Genomic DNA, 21,055 nt, shown 5'->3' on the forward strand with positions numbered 1-21,055 from the left:
ATTTCCTCGTAACCTATTGCGGCTATCGAGCTCGAGGATGCGCCCCTTGATAGATATCGAGGAGTCGCTCTTTGGTGACATGGGTATAAATCTGTGTCGTGGTCAATTTCCGATGTCCGAGCAACTCCTGAACACTTCGGAGATCGGCGCCTCGATCCAGCAGATGAGTCGCGAAGCTGTGTCTCAAGGTATGCGGACTCGCTGCCCCATCTCGCAAGCCGCTCCTGACCACATGTTCGTCCAATAGTCTTCCGACGCTACGTGCGGTGATTCGACCTCCCCTACCGTTCAGGAAAACCGCTGGCTCGGGACTGCGCTTCGGAACTCGTAGGGGCAACCAATTTTGAAGCCAGTAAGCCGCCATCGATCCGATGGGACAAAGTCGCTCGCGTTTCCCCTTACCCCTCACCCTGACGAGTTCCTGATCGAAATCGAGGTCGTCCAGGTTCAGGCCCACGAGTTCACTGACTCGCAAGCCCCCGCCATAGAGCGTTTCGAACATGGCCCGGTCGCGGACTCCTAGCATTTCCACGGTCGAGATGCCGTCGAGGATTTTGACGATCTCCTCAACCCGTAGGAGTCGCGGCAGTCGCTTCGGTTGTTTCGGATTCCTGAGCCCACCAGCGGGGTCGGTCTTGATCACGCCCTGTCGCCGCTGATAGCGGAAATAAGTCCGCAGGCTCGCCAGGCGTCGGGCGATCGTGCTCGGGGCAAAACCCTTGGAGTTTAGCCAGACCGAGTACCTTCGGAGCGTCCGGGGATCGACGTCGCACGGGTTCGCCCCATCCCCCGACTCCTCCGCTAAAAACTCACTGAACCGTTCGAGATCCTCCTCATAGGACCGGATCGTGTTGAGTGAGGCATTACGCTCGGATTTCAAATGATTCAGAAAGCTGGAAATGGAAGGATGCATTTCGAAGAACCTCAGTCCTGCGTACGACTTGGAAAGCGTCCGACGATGATTTCGGCGTTCTCCGAGGCGTGATTGCAGAACTACTCTCCCATCGCCGCCATTTCCTACTCAGTCTTCTTCAGGATGACGAAAATCACCAAGTGCACGTTCGGGGCCAAACTCAATTCTTTATCGCACGAAGGCCTTCAAACCGCTTCGGGGCGATCTTCTTGTGCGAGAGCATTCCTTCCCAATGCCGCGATACAATTTTTCTGAGTCTTGGAACAGTGGATAGCTCGTGAGAATGATCATCTGGAGGTCGTGAGTCCGAGCCAGGCGACGCAATCGCAGGTCAGAACAATCCAAATCCGGGTGTTATTCTTTCAATCAGCTCTCGACAAAGGCTTTTTGACGAGTTTTATGCTCCGACAATCCCTCGTCCAAAGTCATGGTCATTTGAGCTAGATCTCGCGAGAAATGCCTCCGAGTCACATCCTCTCATCACGCACTGCACCTTGCTTGGAGGAACAATGCGGAAATAAGGCCAGAAAGCCCTGTCAACGCACTTGTTAATCCAAGTCCATGAGTTGTGTAAATTGAAACATAAAAAGTCGGAGGTTGATTTTTGGAGGCGGTCTTTTCTTGTATTGATACGACTCACTATCAAAATGATCCGGCCTGGGAATCCCGTTGAGAAAGATCAACGACCTCAGAATTTGCAAACAATACACAATTTAGATAGGCTCGAAATTCGCTATCTGTAACCACAATCTGAGCCAGGTCGAGTTCACGGGAGAATCGAGAATGAGCGAGTCAGGACCACAAGAAACGCTCACACACCGATTGATTCTCCCGAGAGACGCAAATCATCACGGGACGCTCTACGCCGGCGTCCTCCTCTCGCTCGCGCTGGAGGCGGCCTACGCGACAGCCTTCCGCGCGGCTGGACTCAACGCCAATCTCGTCCTGAGGCGGGTGCTGGACCTTCGTTGCCACCAACCCGTCCCGATCGGGCGAGTGGTCGAGATCCGGGGGTGTGAGATCCATCGGGCGCGAGCTCAAATTGTCGTCGCCGTATACGGCACGCCACTCAGGGATCGACCCATGCCATGGATGGATGGGCTGATGCAATTTGTGCAAGTGAGCGAGTCGGGGAGGCCCGAACCCCTGGACGAGGCCCCTCCGGAGCCATTGCCGGAGTTGACTCCTCCTTGGTCGAATCTGCGAGATCGCTCGATGCGGCTCCTGGCCATCCGACAATGAGCCGGATGGCCCGATCCACATCCGTCCGCAGACCGATCAGTCGGGGATGATTGGGTTCTCGGAGGTGCGACGCACGTCGTTTCGCTTCATCGGCAATTCGATGATGAAGTTGGAACCCTGCCCCCGTTGCGATTGGACGACGATCCGTCCACCGTGTTCGCGGACGATCTTCTGCGAGACGGGTAATCCCAGGCCTGTACCACGCGAGCCTTTCGTCGAGGCAAAGACCTGGAAGAGAGACGGCAAGTCTTCTTCCTCGATGCCCACCCCGTTGTCGGCCACGACGATCCGAGCTATTGAATTCTCGGCATCCCACTGGGTCGATACAGTGACGCGAGCCTGAGTAGCCCCCTCAGAAGCATCGATCGCGTTCGTGACGATGTTGAGCGCGGCGCGATGGATTCCGTCGGAGTCGATGTAGACTTGTGGCAGCTTGGGGTCGGCCTGCCAGACGAGTTCGACGCCGAGTTCCTGGGCTCGTGAGTTCATCAACTCCACGACGTCGGAGATCGTCTCATTGAGGTCGCACGACTCCAGGGCGGGCTCTCGGTCCTTAGAGAACGAGAGCATGTCCATGACCATGTTGTAGATCTTGGTCTGGTTCTTCTCGACGATCGTCCAACCCCTGCGGACGATGGCCTCATCCTTCTCGTTAAGGCCCATGTCGATGAGATAGCTGCCGCCTCGGATGCCCTGGAGGATGTTCTTGATGTGGTGGGACAGCGTGGCGATCGTCTGGCCGACCGCCGCCAGCCTCTCGGCCTGGATTTTGTCGTTATAGAAGACCGTATTCTCGATCGCCATCCCCGCCTGGTGGCCGATCGCGACCATGAGCATCAGGTGGTCCTGCGAGAATCGGCTCCGGATCGAGTCCCCCCCGAGGTCGGAGAAGTGAAACCCGCTCGCCGCTCGGAGGTCAGCGTACAGGACGCCGAGGGTCGCGTGCCTCCCCTGGATCGGGACGCAAATTGCCTCGCGGATCCCGAAGTTGACGATCGACTGGGCGGGCCCGAATCGTTTGTCCGACGGGGCGTCGGACGTGATGACCCCCTGCCCTTGTTCGAGGACATGATCGACGATGGTCCTCGAGATCGTCATCCGCTCGTCGGGCTCCGCGGCACCCTTCCATCGCACGGCCTTGGGGACGAGTCGCTGGGCGTCATCCTTCAAGAGGATGGCGCCGCGGTCCGCACCGATCGACTCGAAGACGAGTTCGAGGATCTGGGGCAGCAGCGCGTCGATCTCCATGACGTGGCTAATTGCCTGGGTCGCGCGATACATCACGGACAGGTTCAAGAGCCTATCCTTGAGCCAACCGCCGGCAACGTCGGGCGCCTGGAGCACACGCGAGCCTTCGCCCGCGGGGATGCTCTTCAAGATGGCGGAGCGGTCGTCCTTGCTCGAACGACTCAGGACATCGACCCTGGCGGTTAGATCGCGATCGCCCCCGTCATTGAAGAGCATGACCGTCTGGCCTAACTGTAGTCGATCGCCGGACCGCAAGGGTGCCTGATCGACGGGTTGGCCATTGACGAACGTTCCGTTAGCCGAGCCCAGGTCGATGATCCTATAGGAATCCTCGGCAGGGCGGACCTCGGCGTGTCTTCGGGATATTTCGGTGTCGTGGAGCCGGATGGGGTTCGACTGGTCTCGCCCCAAAGCCATGGGTTTGGATTTCAGTTCGAACCGCTTACCCTGGTCGGCCCCTTGGATGACGAACAAGGAGGCCACGGAGGTATCCTCTCCTCGGCTGGGGCGTGGTCGCGAAGGCGTATTCCTGGAGTCTCAGGCTAATCGACCACAAGTCGACCGTCAACCCGTCAGTCACGGCGTTGATGACCGGCGATATCCCACAAGATCCCGCCGGTCATTCCTCTCAGGTTTGGGGCGTAAAGAGAATAATCTCGACGCGACGGGGTGGCTGATCCCGTGCCGTAGCCTCGAGAGGTCGGGGGACCTGAGTCCCGAAGCCCACCGAGGCTACCTTGCGACTGCTAAACCAACCTATCGAGCTGATCGAATGCTGGCTGATTAGGTACTTGCGGACGGCGTCCGCCTGCTCTTGGGTCAGGATCTGTGCCATGTCCTGATCCCGGTCATCATCGGTGAAGGCGGCGATCACCACTTCCGAGGTCGGCCGCTTCACCGTCTTGAACCAGGTTGCGACGTCGTCGAGCTTCTTGCGGCCTGGCGCAGTAAGCACCGAACGGCCAGGCTCGAAGAGCTCGGCTTCGGGCAGTGTCCTGCTGTCTCGCTCAGACCCAGGATGAAAGAGGACGCGGTCTCGATCGAAGAAGGATCGGTCATTGAAGTAGCGCGAGAGTGGCCAGGTCCGCTTGAGCGCCGCGAGGTTCTCTTCGAGGTCATTGAGCGTCCGCTGACCACGGTCGGAAAGGGCGACCAACTTCCGATAAGCTTCTTCGTCCTGTACGAGTTTGCCCAGGCTCCCCTCGCCCTTCCTGATCGAGGCTGCGATCAGGTTGATCTCGCCGATCCCTTTTTCCGCTGCAGCCGCCACGGCATCGACACGCCCCAGCGCCCTGCCCGCCTTGGCGAGGAGGTCGTTCACCTCCATCAAAGGTTCTGAGGAGATGGTGCCATTATCGGGGAGTGGGAGGGCGTCGGGCTTGCCGGGGACTAGCTCAACGACCTTGGAACCGACGACCCCCTCCGTCAGGATCCGAGCCATCGCGTCGGTGCGGATCAAGGGACGTAAGCGGGTATCGATCCTCATCACTAGCCGGACTGGCTCTCCTGGCGACATAGGCGCCTGGATGTCTTCGACGACGCCCGCGTCGATACCCTGAATGCGTACCCGTTGGCCGACCTCCAGGCCTCCAATCGACGCGAAGTTCGAACGGACACGGAACGTGGGCTGGGTTCGCCACTGCCTGCTCGCCAACTGGGTGAGGGCGAAAGCAGCCAGGCCGAAGACCACCAGCACGAACAACGCATTACGCAAAGCTCGCCCGCGACCGATCTCTCGGCTCATGGACCGACCTCGATGTCCTGAGAACAACTCCAACGTCCCTATCGCACCACTTATTTACCGACAAACATCGCGCGGAAGATGGCCGAATCTCGATTCGCTCATCGTTCCTCGTTCCTACTGGCATACTGACAACGAGTAGGCGGATTCTCGGCGAAAATCCGTAACTGATTCTAGCCACGAGTTATCCCTTTCGCGAAGTCCCCCTCGCCCGACCTGGTCACTTCGACCAGTTCAGGGCACTTGCTAGATGCTGGATCCATGGAACGAGGAAAACGTTCGAGGCGAAGACGACCAGCATCGAGCGGACCACGCCCCGAGTCGCCTCGCGTCCCACGGCCTCGGTCGATCGATGAGAATTCAACCCGGTCCAGCAGCCGACGAGGCCGATCAGTGCTCCGAATACGGCCGTCTTCAACGTCGCCGGGATCACGTCCGACATCCTGAGAAATATCAGGGATTTGCTCCAGAAAACCGGGGCCGACAGGGAGCCAGCAAGCAGCTCACAAGACATGCCTCCAACAATCGCGGAAGCATCGATCACCACCGTTAATAGAGGCAAGGCGAGGACGCACGCGAGGACTCGAGGTGCAACCAAGGATTGGATAGGCGACGCGCCCAGGACCGATCTCGCGTCGATCTCCTCAGTCAGGACCATCGATCCCAGCTCGGCGGCCAGCCCCGCGCCGAGCCGTCCCGCGACGAGAAGGCCGGCGAGCATCGGACCCGTCTCCACGAGCACCGCCACCGAGAGGATACTTGGGAGCGTCGCCTCCACCCCATAAGTGACTAAGAGCCTCCGGGTCTGAAGCCAGGTCACCATCCCCACGCTCGCCCCTGCAACCATCACGATCGACAGGCTTCCCCAGGCGACTCGCTCGAACTGCCGAACGAGTTCCAATCTATTGCGCAGGAAGCAACCAGGAAGTGCCGCGAGAGCACGGACGCTAAAGTCGGCAAATCGACCCAGTTGCTCCAAACGATCCGACAATCCCGTCAGCATCAGACATTCGTCTCCAAACGGCTAACTCGCGACGGACTTGTGAGGTGCTTCGCCCCGGATACCAAAATCTTCAGCTTCGTCCATTCGAAGCCCAGGATCCTCTCAAGCCATTAATTTGCAGGCGAAAGACTCAGAGAATTCAACGACTGCTTCGACCTAGCCTTTGTCGAATCTCGTTTCCTAGGGTCTTAGGCTTGGGCATCGAGCTACCACACTAACTGTCAAAGAAATTTTTGAAAGTCCATAACAATCATGTCTAATTAGACAACGTTCTTGAGCTCGGTAAATAAAAGGCCCGGGACATTCTGGGCCGCTGTGATCTTCGCTGTCGGCATCTCACGCAAGTCAATTTATTTGGGGCTTGGCAAGGCGTGTTGTTTTTTCAGAACGTACGAACCGATTCCGAAGGCGTGGGATCGATCGGAATTGTCATGCATGGACTTAGGGATAAGATCAACGAATCGAATTAGTCTCTTCCGAAACAGAAACCAAATTCTGGAAGCGGCACTCGTTGAAGTGTCGATTCGGACGGGATTCAGGAAAATTCGTCGAGACCGGATTCGAGGGGAAAAATGCCCAGAGTTTCGAGAGCACATGCTGAAAATCTTACCAAAGAATGACGTTTCGCGTTCTCAGCAACTTGCGGCATCGCGATTGCTTCCCGGTCCGAACATGCCGAATTAACCGCAAAGTTCGCGGGTTGATCGTGTTAGGCCGAAGAAGCTCCTCGCTTACCTAGAGTTTTCAGTTGGAAAATTTTGCGCAGTCTACCTTGGACTTTTTGTTCGAGTATACTGTCTGAGGAGAGGTTCCATGACTGGGCGTTCACTCTGTGGAGGAACGGTTGCCCTCGGATTGTGCTTGTTCCTGGGCATCAATGTCGCGATCGCCGATGTGACCGGTGTCCAGAGCGCCTCGATTCCCAATACCACGCAGACGAACTGGTCAAGTTCGACGCCGAGTCTGCAAGGCACCAATCCAATGGTGTTCAACAAGTTCGACACGAGCTTGGGAACTCTGCAGTCGGTCAATCTGACGATGAGTTATTCCATCACTCAGTCGACCTCGATCACCTTCAGCACCGCCTCGACGCTTCAGGTCACGTCGGGGTTCGAAAAGACCGGTTCATCGACCTTGCAAGGTACGACGATCGACCTCAGCCTACCGAACAGCGGCGGAACAACGACCCTGGTTCAAGCTCAGGCTCCGGTCCTCACATATACCAAGACCTTCGACCCTAATGGGACGGCGCAGACTTTCTCGACGGACTTGCCACCGACGTCGCCCTATTACTTGAAGCCGGATAATCAAGACAGCAATAAAATTACGGGCACGGTCAGTAAGACGATCACAGACCCGACCCTTTTAGCGTTATTCGCCGGCGCAGGCACGATCGAATTGCCGGCCTCCGCGACCTCCGCCTCGATGGTCACGAATACCAACGGCAACTATGGCTCACGCGTTCTTACTTATGCAGGCATCACGATTGAGATCTCTTACACCTACGCCCCAGTGGTGGTACCGGAGCCTTCGAGCGTGATCCTCATGGGTCTGGGTGGTGGTCTCGTGCTCTTGTGCCATCGCAGGAGCCGTCGTAGCCAGAACTGAACCCCTGAGGTACGCGTTTGCTACAGCAGGGATATATGCTTTGGCCGACGTTTCATAGCTAGTATAAGAGCAAGCTTCATCTTTTAACGTTCAAGAATCAATAAACTGATTGTTTTCATTTTAGTCATCGGTCTAACAAGGTAGTGAAAGAAGCATAACTGCTTGATGTCTCATGTGGCGAGGTGGAATGGGCGTTTGCCGATCGCTTAGAGGAGTTTTGCGACATACCTCGCCGTACAACTCGACGACGGAATCGTGAGGCTCGTTAGTAGGGCAGCGTGAGATTTGCAGGCTTCGATCACGACCCACCGTTGAGAAGAGGCATCATACATGAGTGATCCAGCGTCGACTGCTGAGGCACATCCTCCCAGAGTCACGTCTCGCCGCCCCCGGCGACGGCCGACAAGCCGGAAGAATCTTCCCAACGTCGAGTCGCTCGAATTCCGTCTCATGCTGAGCGTCGGCTGCCCAGTCATCAGCGGATATGTCTTCCTCGACGAGAATTCGAACCCAGCGCTCACAAATAATGGGCTCCTCAACACGGGCGAGTTGGTTATCCCAAACGCGACCGTTGTGCTTCAGGATGCCAACCACAACGTCATCGCCACGACGAAGACCGACGCCAACGGTTTTTACGAGTTCCAGAACCTGGCCTCATCGTCGGAGCAGACGACCACCTCGGTCCAGACCGTCAGCGTGCCCAGCACTCTGACGAACTTTACCGACAAGGCCCTATCGCCTGCGGTCAATCTCTTCGACCCGTCGCTCGGCACCCTGACGAGCGTCACCGTCTCCCACTCGGTGACGTTCAACAGCACGGTGACCGCACAAAACCTGAGCCAGAACTCGTCGGCCGACATTACTGCAACCCTGAACGGCACTTACGAGCTCAATGGATTATTCCAGTCCGCAACGGGTTCCTTGTCGGTCTCGCAGGGACCGGTGACTTCGGGTCCTTACGACCCTAACAACCCTGACGGAAACCAAATACCTCCGTTCGTACTGTCAAAGACAGACGCCCCTAGCGCGACGACTTTCACCGACGCGGCGACCTTGGCCTTCTTCACATCAGGTGCCGGACGGACGACCATTACTCCGACGTTCTCCGCGACAGGTTCCGGCGTGGCGTCGGCTCCGAACGGAAACCTGGCAACGTCGGCCGTCACCGCCGCCCTTGCCTCGGCGACGATCACATATACATACATTCCGAAGGAATGCATCCAGGCTGGCCAGTACTATCTGGTCCAGACGCCACTCGTGCCGAACGTCACGGACGGCAAGGCGTCAGAGAACGGGGTCGTCTTCAATAACCCGGGCAGTCCTCAAACCCTGGCGATCACGGTCACGGACCAGGACCTGCCGAACAACGACTTCGCTAAACTGACCCCAACCCCACCGCCTCCGCCTCCTCCGCCCCCCCCTCCGCCGCCGCCGCCTCCTCCGCCCCCCCCTCCTCCGCCCCCCCCTCCTCCGCCCCCCCCTCCGGCCGAGGTGTGCCCGACGGTTGAGTCGCTCGTGCGGTACGGGATCCATCAGCAGCAGACGCAGCTCGTTCTGACGTTCTCCGGGACGGTGGACACCTCCAAGGTGAGCAACCCGGCGAACTATTACGTCTTCTCGTCGGCGGGCCAGTACATCCCGATCAAGCAGGCGATTTACGACGCAACGACGAATTCGGTGACCTTGATCCCGTCACGGAACATCAACGTCCACTATCATTTTGACCTATCGGTGAACCTGCCCTGCGCCAATGGGTGCACCACGGTCGTAGTCCCCTTCGGCGGTAAGGAGAGTCTCGCGGGGTTCACGAATCACCGCGGTCAGTTCGTGCCGGTTCAGAACGGGCATCTCGCCTCCAACTATCAGGCGATCGCGAGCGCACGAGGAGTGGCTCGCGTCGCCCATGCTCCGATCGCCCGGTACGGTCTGGCAAACAATGCCCGAGCACGTCAGGTTGTGAACAACCTGGCTGCACGTAATAACGCAATCGCGAATCCTCGAGCAGTCGATCCCGGGACCGTGACGGCCAACCTGACGCCCGCCCAGCGCCTACAGGCTCGGCGAGCTTTGATTCTGGCGGCCCACCGTCACCTTTATTGATTCGTTTCCTCCAAGGTTAGCGAAGTCATCCCGATCAGATGATACCCGCCCCGGTTCTATGAACCGGGGCGGGTATTTTTCGTGGCTCAGGACACGTCGAACTCACATGAGCATTGATCGTATCACCTGAGATGCATGCACGGATCGATTCGTGGCATCCATTCGCGCCGTCGTATGACCCTCCTGGATCACGCAGGCAAAATATTACAATGAGGAGGTTTGTTGGAGGGAGACTCTAGACAATGGGTTTGCGAATACGGGGTCAGGTTGGAGACAAAGGAATTGCCTTGCCGATAAGAGGGAGTTGATCGTTCACCCGGGGGGATGCGATGAAGCCCTTAAAGAACTCAGTCGAACGGCGGCCGTCTCTGAACCAATGGAAATCGGAGCTCGTGGCCGACTTCGTTCGAGTCATGCTCCGGGATCGTTGGGCTACGATTTTCCTCTCACTCGGCTGGATCCACCTGGCCGTCTTCTCGATTTCCCAGGTGTTCTACTCCCATGGGAATCGAAGTAAGACATTGTTCCCAGCGCTGTGGGCCCTGGAGTTCGGGGCCAACCTCTGGGTCATTCGAAAGATCGCTGGAGCCGGGTGGTATCGAAGTTCTCCATTCGTGGGCATTCTGGTTCGCGTTTGGGCGACCTTCCTGATCCTCTCCTTCAACGTCGCCTCTCTCAACACCCTGACGGGCTTCACTCTCGACTGGTTCAAGTCGGTGTGGACCACGCTGAGCACCTTCGGTTTCGCGACGACTGCCTACCTGATCTCCCCCTGGTTCTTCGTTCCAGCCGTGTTCATGTATTTCACGGGCCTGCTCATGGCGACGAACCCGGACTGGAACTATGCGATCTACGGCATTGCGTGGTGGACCATTCTCGAGTCATTCGGGATTCTGCTAATTCGTCGCAGCCGGCGTTCGAACCCGGAAAACGAACTGGTCTATAAAATGACTGACTCGATCACGCCGGAAGAAATCCCCGCGTGACCGAGTCGGATGATTTTCTGTCGACGTTTGACCTACTCGGCTCGATGATGAATTTCGTCCATTCGAATCATGTTCATCGGACGCACATGATGCGCTCGACATCGTCCGACGAAACGACGGGAGCCGTCCATGTCGGCAAATCGCAAAGGCCCCCACCACAGAAGATGTGATACCAGAGTTGCGTGGCCACGACGCTGGTGAGGTTCATGTCGAGGCCGAGTTGCTTCGCGTTGATGCGAGGCATCCAATTGCGATGGGCACGGGCTCGCGCCACGAGCTCCGGGTCGAAGAAACCGCCGGCGCGGAGCGACTCGGGGCTGAGGAGTTGACCGACCCAACTCGGGGCGGCCGGCTCGAGGAACGTATTCGAGAGGCTGGCGCGGAACATCGTCTTGGGCCGGTTGGCGATCTGCTTCGGCAAAGTCCGAGCGGCCACCTGGCGCAGGAGCCATTTGTCCGTCATGCCGCGGAGCTTGTAGCTCGGGTCTATTCCCGCGCAAAAGTTGATCACGTCGTCGTCGAGGAAGGGATACCTCGTCTCGACCGACGAATTCATGGCGATACGATCCCCCTTCGACAGAAGCAGCATGCCCGCAAGCATCACCTTGTAGCCAACGTATAAAGACTGGTTTAAGGGATCCCAGCGGCCGAAATTCTCGTTCGTGATGTCGAGGTCATCGTAGGCCGAATGGCCGGCGACCCGGTCCCACATGCCGCCCGAGTAGAAGTGGAAGCGGCTCTGCCCGAGCACGTCGTATAGGTCCTGCTGCGCGGTCCGGGCTCCGCCGATCGGGGTCCTCGACGGCCAGAAGTTCCGGTCGCCTCCGACGGATCGGAGCATCAAGCGTCGCAAGAGCTTGGGAACGCCGAGCCCGAAATGACGGGCATAGGCGTTCCGCACCTTCTGGGCCTTGAACCAAACGTAGCCGGCAAGGGCCTCGTCGGAACCTTCTCCGGTCAAGACGACCTTATATCCTTGACCGTGGACGGCCGAGGCGAGCCTCAAGAGGCAGGCGCACGAGGTGTCGAGCACGGGCCCTTCGGCGGCCATCACTAGTTCGGGATAGGCCGCGGCGATGTCGGAACGGTTCATCGTCACGGTCGTGAGGGGCGAGCCGAGCGCGTCGGCCGACTCCCGCGACTGGGTGCGTTCGTCGGGTCCCGCCTTGTCGAGCCCGATCGTGAACGATGGGACCGCGGCCCCCCGGACGCTCGAACTCAGGCCGAGCACCATCGTGGAGTCGAGCCCACCGCTGATGTAGCTGACGACAGGGACGTCGCCACGGAGTCGACGCCGGACCGACTGCTTCAACAAGGATTCGAGTTCCTCGACGAGCAGGGCGGGATCCTTCAGGCGACGCTCGTCGCCGGCGTCGGGGAAGTCGAGATCCCAGTACTTGCGGCGTTCGACCCGACCTTGATTGACTTTGAGGTAATGTCCCGGCGGGATCGACTTGATCCCCGCGAACATCGTCCGAGTTGTCCCCGCGGCGAAGAAGTGGAAGAAGTGGTCGATACCTTTGAGGTCTGGCGTCGCATCAATGAGCCCCGACGCAAGCAGGCCCTTGATCTCCGAGCACCAGACGAGCCAGCCGTCGTGCTCGGCGTAGTAGAGCGGACAGATACCGACCCGGTCGCGACCGAGGATGAGGGTCTCGTTGTCCCGATCCCAGAGCGAGACGGCAAACTGGCCACGAGTCTCGGCGAACATCCCCTCACCGCGATCCTCGTAGAGGTGGACCCAGACTTCCGTATCACAGCGCGTGGCCAACTCGTGGCCATTGGTCAGGAGTTGCTCTCGGAGCTCGGGATACTCGAAGAGCTCGCCGTTGAAGGCGACCCAGACATTCCCGCGCTCGTTCGAGATCGGCTGCCGGCCCCCGACGAGGTCGACGATCGATAAGCGGCGGGCCCCGAGTGCGACTCCCTGAGGTGGACCCCATTGTCTAGACCAAAAAACGGCGATCCTTCGCTACTGTCCAATCAGGCCGTCGTGGCTCTGTCCGCTCGGTAGACCGTCCCTGGAGTCCGGTACCCCAGGGATTCGTGGAGCCGATCCTCGTTATAGAAGCCGAAGTATCGCCTCAACCCTCGCTGCAGCTCCGGCACCGTCTCGTAGCCTTGGATGTAAATATCTTCGTATTTCACGGTCCTCCAGAGCCGTTCGACGAACACGTTATCCAATGCCCTGCCGCGTCCATCCATGCTCACGGCTATCCCGGCCGCCTCAAGCCTCCCGGTGAACGCCTCGGCCGTGAACTGGACCCCTTGGTCCGTGTTGAACACCTCGGGCTTCCCCGACCTCAAGGCATCTTCCAACATCTCCAGGCAGAAGGAGCCGTCCAGCGTGTTCGACAGCCGCCAGCCGATCACGTACCGGCTGTACCAGTCGATCACCGCCGCCAGGTACATGAACCCTCCACTCATCGGCACATAAGTGATGTCCGTGCTCCACACGTGGTCCGCTCGCCGGGCTTTGACACCTCGCAAGAGATAAGGGTAGATCTTATGGCCTCTCCCGGCCTGACTCAGCCTGGGCTTGGCATAGATCGCTTCCAGGCCCATCTTCCGCATCAGGCGCTGTACTCGCTTCCGATTGACCTCCTCACCTCGTTGTTCCAGCCAGGCGGTCATCTTGCGGCTGCCGTAGAACGGGCATGCCGTATATTGCTCGTCGATCAACCGCATCAGGCGCAGGTCCTCGGGCGACTCACCCGCAGGTCGGTAGTAGAGGCTCGATCGGCTCAGCCCCAGCAACTCGCACTGGCGGCGCACGCTCAACCGGGGATGATCCGGCTCGATCAAGGGCCTTCGGTCCTCAACTGAATGGGGCGACTTTTTTCAGCCACTCGAGTTCCATCTTGAGGCGCCCGATCTGTTCGAAGAGTTCGGCCTGGCGTGCCTCGGCGTCAGCCGAGGCCGCCTTGGCCGGACTCCCGAAGACCTCCTCGGCACTGCTGATGAGCTGCTTCTTCCAGCCATGGATCGATGTGGGATGGACGCCATAGTGGCCGGCCAACTCGTTGATCGTGCGGTCTCCCTTGAGGGCCGCCAGGGCGACTTGAGCCTTGAACGCCGCCGTGTGGACTTGCCGCTTCCTCGCCATCCGTCCTCCTCCTCAGACCCGTCTGAGTAGCTTAACAGATGGTCCAGTTTTCGGGGTCCACCATACCCGGCTCGATGTGAACGGCTTCGTCATCCGGCCCGCGATGGGCGATCGCTCGCGTCATCGCCAGGAGTCGCTCGGCAGGAAACTCGCGACGACCCACCAGATCCATTGCGCCGGCAATTCCGCACATCTTCGCCCGCTCCCAGGTGCCAATCTCGATCACCCACCCCATAACGTGGCCTTGGCACACGTCCGGAGTCGAGTGTCTCTGTAGGTACGTCTAGTATAAACGACGTTTCTTACCGGAGTCGGCGGGGGCGGGCATCGTCAGGCGGCGCGCAAATCCGTTCGGATCAAGGAATTGACTTTGGTCGAGCAGCTCAACTTCAGCTAATCTGTGAACGTATTTCCTTGCTTTCGCAAACGTTACGACTGGTAGATCCAACCGTCTTGGGCGTCGTGCTCGGCCTGCAATCGGCGGGCGCGATCGTGGAATAGGAAGGCAACAAAAATTCCGGTTAAGGCACCTCCAACATGGGCGAGATAGGCCACCCCCCCCGAGTTTCCTAGGCGGCCGACCGAGCCGACTCCCTGCCAGATCTGCAGAATGATCCAACCGCCTATGACGAACACGGCGGGCATCTGGGCGATGATTCGAAAAACCAGGACCCTCACGCGATTGTGCGGGAACCAGATCAGATACGCCCCCATGACCCCGGCAATCGCACCCGAGGCTCCGAGCGTCGGGATCATCGAGTCGGGGTTCGCCGCGATCTGGAGGAGCGTCCCGATGACACCGCACGACAGGTAAACGAGGATGTAGCGAGCCCGACCAAGGACCTCCTCCACATTGTCGCCGAAGATCCAAAGATAGAGCATGTTCCCCGCGAGGTGTAGCGGGCTCCCGTGCAGGAACATCGCCGTGATGATCGTGAACCAGACGGGGAATGGGACCGGACCCTGGTTGATCGTCTCTTGCTCCGCACCAACTCGGTTAGGCCCCGCGGGGTCCATCTCCCAACGTTTGATCACCAGATCAAACGGTTCCGCGAGGTCGACGTTGTGGCTGATCTCGTAGGGGGTGGCGGCGTACGAGGTCTGGAAGGTCATCCCTCGGTCGACTTCATACAAGTACATGACCACGTTGATGGCGATCAGCGCGTACGTCGCGAACGGGACGATCCGCGTCTTCTCGAGGTCGCCGAGCGGGATGACCATTTCGCGGTTCCTTGCGTCTGTCGGTAGGTGTGGAGAAGCGCGTCAAAGGGTCGCGTCAACCTTGAGCCGACGAGCCCACTCGACCAACGAGCCCCGGGTCGAGGTCGAGAGCGTCATCCCCTGTTCGCGGATCATCTGGCGTCGATCTTCGCTGACGGATGGGATGAGTTGGCCCACCGCCGGCGTGGCGAAGTCCATCATTGCGCCGACCCGCTCGACGAAGCTGGAAAGCGGCTCGATCGAGTCGACTCGAAGCGCGAGGATCATCCAGTCGCCGTCTGGAACGAGGGCCGCCATCCAGGGCTTCAGTGCGACCGGGGTGATGGTCTTGGCCGACCGGTTCGTCCTCCGCGACCGGCTAGATTCGCCGTCCGCAGCGAGCGTCGAGTCGAAGACAGCCGGCGGCCCCTCCTCGGCCGGGATCGCCAGGGCATACTGCCCGTCCGGACCGAATGCGAAGGCCGCGGTGGGGCCGCTCGCCATGCCGGAGACGATGGCTGCGGCGGGTCCGGTCGGGGCGAGATGGCTGGCTCTTACGAGGCCGATCCCTGCATCCCTCGCCTTCTCGATCGCAAGTTCACCGGCCCGAGCCAGGACGATCGGAGGTGCTCCGGATCGGCCTTCGAGGACGACCGTGCCGAGAGTTTCACTCGTCACAAAGCCCACGCTCGAGGGGTCGAATTCTCCGCGCTGGAGTCGGTCGAGCCAATCGGGCAAGGACTCAATGCCGAAATTCGGGGCACCCGCCGCATCAAACCAGAGCAGATGCCCGACGAGTTGGGAGGCCCGGGACGTGGGAAATCCGGCCGCTGAAGCCAACGCCACGGCGAAGCGTCGCAGGTCCTCGAGTCGATATCGTTTGGCTTCGCTCACGCCGGTAACGGCCTCTCGCGTTGACGAACGGTGTCGAGGCGAATCCGCACCTTCGCCTCACTTTGCATTCATCAACACTGTAATCGAGGTCGCACCGCTGTGCAAAGGAGCCGAGATGCGATGATCTAGCTAGTTGTAATGAAGGTCTCTCGATTGGGTGAAAGCGCGGGAGGTTTTTGTGGAAGGGAGTGCAAAAGGCCTCGTCGATGATCTACGGGGCTCTTGTTCAGTTCGTCAGGCTAATACAAGGAACGCCGAGGTCAGGATTTGAATCCTGACCTCGGCGTTCCTGTGGTCAAAATGAGGTACATGTTGAGGTAAAGCCGTGAACGACTTGGCGGTATCAGGCCACCAAGCCTCGCGGAGCTAGCTGCGGGTCAGGTCGTTCCCATTCCTTACGGATGCATGACAGCCCGAAGGCGTAGAGCTCGAATTCGTCACTCAGGCGGCGGAGTATGGGACGTTTCTTCTCCTCCCCGTCGAGCTCGCTCGCGAGTCGGTACGAACGTTTCCCCTGAGCCTGAAAATCCACGAGATGATCGGCGGACGTTGAGGCCCTAAGTTGATCGAGGGCGTCGGGATAGATGCCGGTCCAGAAGAGGGTAAAGTCCCCGACGTGACGGTGACATTCGTAGCGCCTTGAGGCATCGGTGGACGCCTCGGCTTCGGCGACCATGGCGGTGACTTCGGTGAGCCGCTCGCCTCGCGCATTGCGAAGCCGCCAGATGGTCTGGGCGGGGACGAACCGGACCAGGAGATCCGCGACGTACCCTACGAGGTTGGGGTCACCGATACCAAGTTCATTCATGAACGTGTATTCGGTGATGCCTCGGAAGAGGCGGTGAAGTGCATGCGAATCCGGTATCTCGCGCGTCATCACGGGGCGCTCCTCACCCTGCTCGGACACGTAGAAGAGACTACCAAAACGAACGTCTTTTCCTGAGAGCAACATTTACGCCGAATTCAAGGAAATTTCAACGCGAGTTCTCGGCGCGGTCGAGGGAGCTTGAACCGGACCCCCGTTCGTGGCATCATAAGTCCCAGAGACATAACAGAGACGAAGCTCGAGTCCGCTCGTTCTTTCAGAATCCAACGCTGCGGAATCGTCGGGAGGATGGTCGTTTGCGCATCACGTTTCACGGGGCGGCCCGGCAAGTGACCGGTACGGCCCATCTCCTCGAGATCGGCCCGCACAAGATCTTGCTCGATTGCGGCCTCTTCGATTCGAACCGGATCGACCCCGAGAGTCCCAATCGCCAGTTCACGTTCGACCCCCGCTCCCTCGACGCGGTCATCGTCTCGCACGCGCACAACGACCACATCGGGCGTCTGCCCCGCCTCGTCCGTTCGGGCTATCGTGGGCCGATCTACGCCACCAAGGCCTCGGCCGACATCCTCAATGTGATGCTCCGCGACAGCGCCCGCATCCAGAGGGATGATCTCAGGAACGCGTCTACAAAACATATGAATGTCGAGGCCGTCGAGCCTCTCTTCGAACTGACCGACGTCGAGTGGGTCGTCGAGCGCCTTGTCCGCCAGTCCTACAAGACGCCGGTCGAAATCCTCCCGGGAGTCGAGCTGACGTACTTCGATGCCGGCCACATCCTGGGCTCGGCGATCATCCAGCTCGATTATGAAGAGGACTCCAGGAAGCGGCGCTTCGTCTTCACCGGCGACCTGGGCCGCAGGAACATGGAGCTCTTACCGGATCCGACCGTAATTAAAGATATCGACATTCTCGTCTCGGAGTCGACGTACGGCAATCGCGAGCTCGACTCGTACGACAAGCTCATCAAGCAACTCCACGCCATCGTCGCGCGGGCGACCCGACTCCACAGCAAGGTGGTCATCCCTGCGTTCAGTTTGGGCCGGACCCAGCGCATGGTCTACTGCCTCCAGGAACTCTTCGCGCTTCACAAGGTCCGTCCGATCCCGATCTACGTGGACAGCCCCCTGGCCTTGCGGCTCACCGAGATCCATCGCGACCACCCCGAGTCATACACCGAGACGGCACAGCGACTCATGGACAAGGATCCGATGTATTTCGGATCCAAATACGTCGAATTCTGCGCGTCATGGGATGACTCCCGCCGCCTGAACTACCTGCACGGGCCCATGGTCATCATCGCCTCGTCGGGCATGTGCGAGGCCGGCCGTATCCGTCATCACCTCCGCCACGTCGTCGACGACCCGGACAATGCGATCGTCATCGTCAGCTACCAGGCTGAGGGGACCCTGGGCCGACAACTGGCGGAAGGGGTCGAACGGGTCCAGATCATGGACCAGTGGCATGACCTCAACGCGGCCGTCTACGTCCTCGACGGCTTCTCGGGGCACGCGGACCGCAACGACCTCGCCTGGTGGTACGAGCAGACCGGCGGCGGCATCGAGCATGGCTTCCTCGTCCACGGCGAGCCCGACAGCCTCGAGGCCCTCGCCCCGGTGCTCCAGAAGCACGTCATCAACCCGGTCCAGATCCCGGATCGGCTCACGACCTACGAGGTCTGATCGAGGTGAGCCAGCAAAGGCGATCAGAAGGAAAAGGGCTCGCCGTCATCCATGAACATGACGGCGAGCCCTGATTATTTGTAGGCCTGGCGAGTGGCCGCGGTTCAGGTCTTCAGGCCGTTCGTAAGTTCGGCCACGAAGTCTCCGATTTCCTTGACGATCTCGGTCCGATGACGGTTTTCCGCATCGGCCAGGCGCCTGACGATTGCGCTGCCCACGATCAGGCCATCGGCGACCGGGGCGAGTTCCTTCACATGATCCGCCGAGCTGATGCCGAAGCCGATGCAGATCGGGAGATCGGTCTGGGTGCGGAGCCAGGCGACGTTCTCAGCGAGTTCCGGCGGAATACTCTTCCGCTCGCCCGTGATGCCTGCGACAGAGACATAGTAGACGAAGCCCGTCGTCGATCTGGCAATCTGGACGGCTCGCGTCCGAGGCGTGGTCGGGGTGATGAGCTGGATCAGGCGCAGGTCGAAGGCGGTGGCCTTGCGGCAGAGGCTTTCCGACTCCTCGACGGGTAGATCCGGTACGATCAGGCCGTCGATCCCGGCTGTCACCGCGTCTCTCAGATACCGGTCGACGCCCTGCTTGTGGATGATCGAGTAGGAGACCATCGTCACGAGCGGGGCCACCGTCAGCGTACCCGTCGCAGTCTCGGCGCGAAGCGTTCGAATCGTCTGGAAGATGTGCGAGAGCTTGATGCCCTTGGTCAAGGCTCGGTGGTAACTCTCGGCGATGACCGGCCCGTCGGCGATTGGGTCGGAGTACGGGATCCCGACTTCGACCATGTGGGCGCCCCGCGCGACCAGCTCGGTGATGAGAGCCGCCGTCGTGGGAAGGTCGGGATCGCCCGCGGTGATGAACGGCATCAGGGCGCGTCGGCCTTCGCTGCGGAGCCGGTTGAAGAGGACATCAATGCGATTCATGGAAGACTCGGTCGTTGGGTCTTGAAAAGCGGCAGGGACGACCCCTCGCGGCCGGGGTCATGCGATGACGACGCTGTCAATCGACCGTCGATCACACGCGGCGATCGACGGTCGTCATTCGAAACGGCTCCGTCCACCAGCTCGAGTGGAAGGCCGAAAACTGGCGACCTCCATCGGCTCCGTCACGACGGCAAGGCTCGCTCAGATCGGCTCGCCGCGAAGTCGGGCGACCTCGTAAGCATCCTTGTCGCCGCGGCCCGACAGGCAGACGACGACGACCTTATCGGCCCCCATTCGAGGCGCTTCCTTCAGGGCCTGCGCCACCGCATGGCTCGACTCAAGAGCGGGCAGGATGCCCTCATACTTGGCAAGGGTCTGATAGGCGGCGAGGGCCTCGTCATCGCGGACGCTTTCGTAACGGACGCGGCCGGTGTCCTTCCAGTAGCTGTGCTCTGGCCCTACGCCCGGATAGTCGAGGCCGGCCGAGATGGAATGGACGTCGCAGGTCTGGCCGTCGTCATCCTGGAGCACGTAACTGAGGCTGCCGTGGAGGACGCCTGGCTTACCCTGCGTCAGGCTCGAGGCGTGCCTGCCGAGTTCGGGTCCATGCCCCCCGGCCTCGGCCCCGACCAGCTCGATGGACGTGTCGTCGATCAGTGGGGCGAACATGCCGGCGGCGTTGGAGCCACCCCCGACGCAGGCCACGACGGCGTCGGGGAGCCGGCCGATGCGGGCGAGGCACTGCTCCCTCGTCTCGCGTCCGATGACGGCCTGGAAGTCGCGGACGATCATCGGGAACGGGTGCGGCCCAACGACGCTGCCGATGGTGTAGTGGGTCTTCGCCGAAGATCCCATCCAGTCCCGCATGGCCTCGTTTGTCGCGTCGCGGAGGGTCCGCGTGCCGGTGCCGACGGGGACCACCGTGGCGCCTAGGGTCCGCATGTTGAAGACGTTGAGCTTCTGGCGACGAATATCCTCCTCGCCCATGTAGACCGTGCATTCGAGGCCGGTGAGGGCACAGGCCGTCGCGGTCGCGACGCCGTGCTGCCCCGCGCCGGTCTCGGCGATCACGCGAGTCTTCCCCATACGCTTGGCGATCAGGACCTGCCCCAGGGCGTTGTTGATCTTGTGGGCCCCGGTGTGGTTCAGGTCCTCGCGTTTCAGGTAGATGGCGGCACCACCAAGCTTCGCGCTGATGCGCTCGGCATGGAAGAGCGGCGAGGGCCGGCCGACGTAGTTGGTGAGGTAGTCCTGGAGCTGCGCCTGGAATTCGGGGTCCGCCTTGGCCCGCTCATACTCCTCGGTGAGCTGACTCAACGCATCCATCAGCGTTTCGGGAACGAACCGTCCTCCGAACATCCCAAACCGCCCGAAGGCATCGGGCAAAGCTGCGGTTGACGGTTTCGGTTCGGTCGTTGCGGCCATGGGCTCGACTTTCCTGAGCTTCGACGATCAATAACGATGCACTGAAAGCAAGACGCCCATTGTCCCGACAGGACCGATGCCTGGTCAAGCCCCGCTCTCGTGCCGAGGCCTGATCTTCGGAGGTCGTTACAACAGGTGCTGGAGATAGATGGAGG

The 21,055-nt window shown here is 60.0% G+C and carries 16 protein-coding genes; 4 read left to right on the forward strand and 12 right to left on the reverse strand.

Annotated elements, in window-relative coordinates; translation table 11 throughout:
* Positions 1 to 22: 22 nt before the first annotated feature.
* From ACOYYX_RS30665 to ACOYYX_RS30680, 4 genes are all read right to left on the reverse strand, one after another.
* Positions 23 to 913 carry a tyrosine recombinase XerC gene (locus ACOYYX_RS30665; protein WP_422926501.1) on the reverse strand — a complete coding sequence of 297 codons (891 nt, stop codon included), beginning with the start codon at positions 911 to 913 and terminating at the stop codon, positions 23 to 25.
* Positions 914 to 2,191: 1,278 nt separating this feature from the next.
* The gene (locus ACOYYX_RS30670) at positions 2,192 to 3,886 is read right to left on the reverse strand and encodes an ATP-binding protein (RefSeq protein WP_422926502.1); all 1,695 of its coding nucleotides are present in this window, start codon (positions 3,884 to 3,886) and stop codon (positions 2,192 to 2,194) included.
* Positions 3,887 to 4,031: 145 nt separating this feature from the next.
* Positions 4,032 to 5,147, reverse strand: a complete 1,116-nt coding sequence (locus tag ACOYYX_RS30675; RefSeq protein WP_422926503.1) for an MlaD family protein — start codon at positions 5,145 to 5,147, stop codon at positions 4,032 to 4,034.
* Between the two features lie 217 nt (positions 5,148 to 5,364).
* Complete coding sequence (locus ACOYYX_RS30680; RefSeq protein ID WP_422931686.1) at positions 5,365 to 5,991, reverse strand: MlaE family ABC transporter permease; 627 nt, start codon at positions 5,989 to 5,991, stop codon at positions 5,365 to 5,367.
* Positions 5,992 to 6,960: 969 nt separating this feature from the next.
* Between ACOYYX_RS30680 and ACOYYX_RS30685 the strand changes: the two genes are divergently transcribed.
* From ACOYYX_RS30685 to ACOYYX_RS30695, 3 genes are all read left to right on the forward strand, one after another.
* Positions 6,961 to 7,755 (forward strand): choice-of-anchor E domain-containing protein, encoded by a 795-nt coding sequence (locus ACOYYX_RS30685; protein ID WP_422926504.1) that lies wholly within the window; start codon positions 6,961 to 6,963, stop codon positions 7,753 to 7,755.
* A 450-nt stretch (positions 7,756 to 8,205) separates the two neighbouring features.
* Complete coding sequence (locus ACOYYX_RS30690; RefSeq protein WP_422926505.1) at positions 8,206 to 9,855, forward strand: choice-of-anchor E domain-containing protein; 1,650 nt, start codon at positions 8,206 to 8,208, stop codon at positions 9,853 to 9,855.
* 392 nt (positions 9,856 to 10,247) lie between these two features.
* A complete protein-coding gene (locus ACOYYX_RS30695; protein ID WP_422926506.1) occupies positions 10,248 to 10,841 on the forward strand; it encodes a hypothetical protein in 594 nt (197 codons plus the stop codon).
* A 73-nt stretch (positions 10,842 to 10,914) separates the two neighbouring features.
* Here ACOYYX_RS30695 and asnB read toward each other — a convergent pair whose 3' ends face one another.
* The 6 genes from asnB to ACOYYX_RS30725 all read right to left on the reverse strand — a co-directional run bounded on the left by asnB (position 10,915) and on the right by ACOYYX_RS30725 (position 16,918).
* Positions 10,915 to 12,807 carry an asparagine synthase (glutamine-hydrolyzing) gene (asnB, locus tag ACOYYX_RS30700; protein ID WP_422931687.1) on the reverse strand — a complete coding sequence of 631 codons (1,893 nt, stop codon included), beginning with the start codon at positions 12,805 to 12,807 and terminating at the stop codon, positions 10,915 to 10,917.
* A gap of 17 nt (positions 12,808 to 12,824) precedes the next feature.
* A protein-coding gene (locus ACOYYX_RS30705; RefSeq protein ID WP_422926310.1) for an IS3 family transposase occupies positions 12,825 to 13,947 on the reverse strand; the annotation gives its coding sequence in 2 pieces (ribosomal slippage) (positions 12,825 to 13,668 and positions 13,667 to 13,947; 1,125 coding nt in all).
* A gap of 31 nt (positions 13,948 to 13,978) precedes the next feature.
* Entirely contained in the window at positions 13,979 to 14,173 is a 195-nt protein-coding gene (locus ACOYYX_RS30710; protein ID WP_422926507.1) for a hypothetical protein, read from the reverse strand.
* Positions 14,174 to 14,376: 203 nt separating this feature from the next.
* A complete protein-coding gene (locus ACOYYX_RS30715; RefSeq protein ID WP_422926508.1) occupies positions 14,377 to 15,168 on the reverse strand; it encodes a rhomboid family intramembrane serine protease in 792 nt (263 codons plus the stop codon).
* Positions 15,169 to 15,210: 42 nt separating this feature from the next.
* Positions 15,211 to 16,041: an Ldh family oxidoreductase gene (locus ACOYYX_RS30720; protein WP_422926509.1), complete on the reverse strand. Its 831-nt coding sequence runs from the start codon at positions 16,039 to 16,041 to the stop codon at positions 15,211 to 15,213.
* 343 nt (positions 16,042 to 16,384) lie between these two features.
* Positions 16,385 to 16,918: a hypothetical protein gene (locus tag ACOYYX_RS30725; RefSeq protein WP_422926510.1), complete on the reverse strand. Its 534-nt coding sequence runs from the start codon at positions 16,916 to 16,918 to the stop codon at positions 16,385 to 16,387.
* A 245-nt stretch (positions 16,919 to 17,163) separates the two neighbouring features.
* Between ACOYYX_RS30725 and ACOYYX_RS30730 the strand changes: the two genes are divergently transcribed.
* Positions 17,164 to 18,549 carry an MBL fold metallo-hydrolase RNA specificity domain-containing protein gene (locus ACOYYX_RS30730; RefSeq protein WP_422926511.1) on the forward strand — a complete coding sequence of 462 codons (1,386 nt, stop codon included), beginning with the start codon at positions 17,164 to 17,166 and terminating at the stop codon, positions 18,547 to 18,549.
* Between the two features lie 104 nt (positions 18,550 to 18,653).
* Here the strand turns inward: ACOYYX_RS30730 and trpA are convergent, their stop codons facing one another.
* Positions 18,654 to 19,475, reverse strand: a complete 822-nt coding sequence (gene trpA, locus ACOYYX_RS30735; RefSeq protein WP_422926512.1) for a tryptophan synthase subunit alpha — start codon at positions 19,473 to 19,475, stop codon at positions 18,654 to 18,656.
* 201 nt (positions 19,476 to 19,676) lie between these two features.
* Complete coding sequence (gene trpB, locus ACOYYX_RS30740; protein WP_422926513.1) at positions 19,677 to 20,900, reverse strand: tryptophan synthase subunit beta; 1,224 nt, start codon at positions 20,898 to 20,900, stop codon at positions 19,677 to 19,679.
* Between the last annotated feature and the right edge of the window lie 155 nt (positions 20,901 to 21,055).

The organism is Singulisphaera chitinilytica (assembly GCF_049331405.1).
Lineage (GTDB): Bacteria > Planctomycetota > Planctomycetia > Isosphaerales > Isosphaeraceae > PoT.

Bases quoted from the DNA above. Each gene is read 5' to 3' on its own strand.
- trpA (WP_422926512.1), bottom strand. From the start codon at position 19,475: ATGAATCGCATTGATGTCCTCTTCAACCGGCTCCGCAGCGAAGGCCGA.
- ACOYYX_RS30715 (WP_422926508.1), bottom strand. From the start codon at position 15,168: ATGGTCATCCCGCTCGGCGACCTCGAGAAGACGCGGATCGTCCCGTTC.
- ACOYYX_RS30690 (WP_422926505.1), top strand. From the start codon at position 8,206: ATGCTGAGCGTCGGCTGCCCAGTCATCAGCGGATATGTCTTCCTCGAC.
- ACOYYX_RS30675 (WP_422926503.1), bottom strand. From the start codon at position 5,147: ATGAGCCGAGAGATCGGTCGCGGGCGAGCTTTGCGTAATGCGTTGTTC.
- trpB (WP_422926513.1), bottom strand. From the start codon at position 20,900: ATGGCCGCAACGACCGAACCGAAACCGTCAACCGCAGCTTTGCCCGAT.
- ACOYYX_RS30680 (WP_422931686.1), bottom strand. From the start codon at position 5,991: ATGGTTGCAGGGGCGAGCGTGGGGATGGTGACCTGGCTTCAGACCCGG.
- ACOYYX_RS30725 (WP_422926510.1), bottom strand. From the start codon at position 16,918: ATGACGCGCGAGATACCGGATTCGCATGCACTTCACCGCCTCTTCCGA.
- ACOYYX_RS30665 (WP_422926501.1), bottom strand. From the start codon at position 913: ATGCATCCTTCCATTTCCAGCTTTCTGAATCATTTGAAATCCGAGCGT.
- ACOYYX_RS30685 (WP_422926504.1), top strand. From the start codon at position 6,961: ATGACTGGGCGTTCACTCTGTGGAGGAACGGTTGCCCTCGGATTGTGC.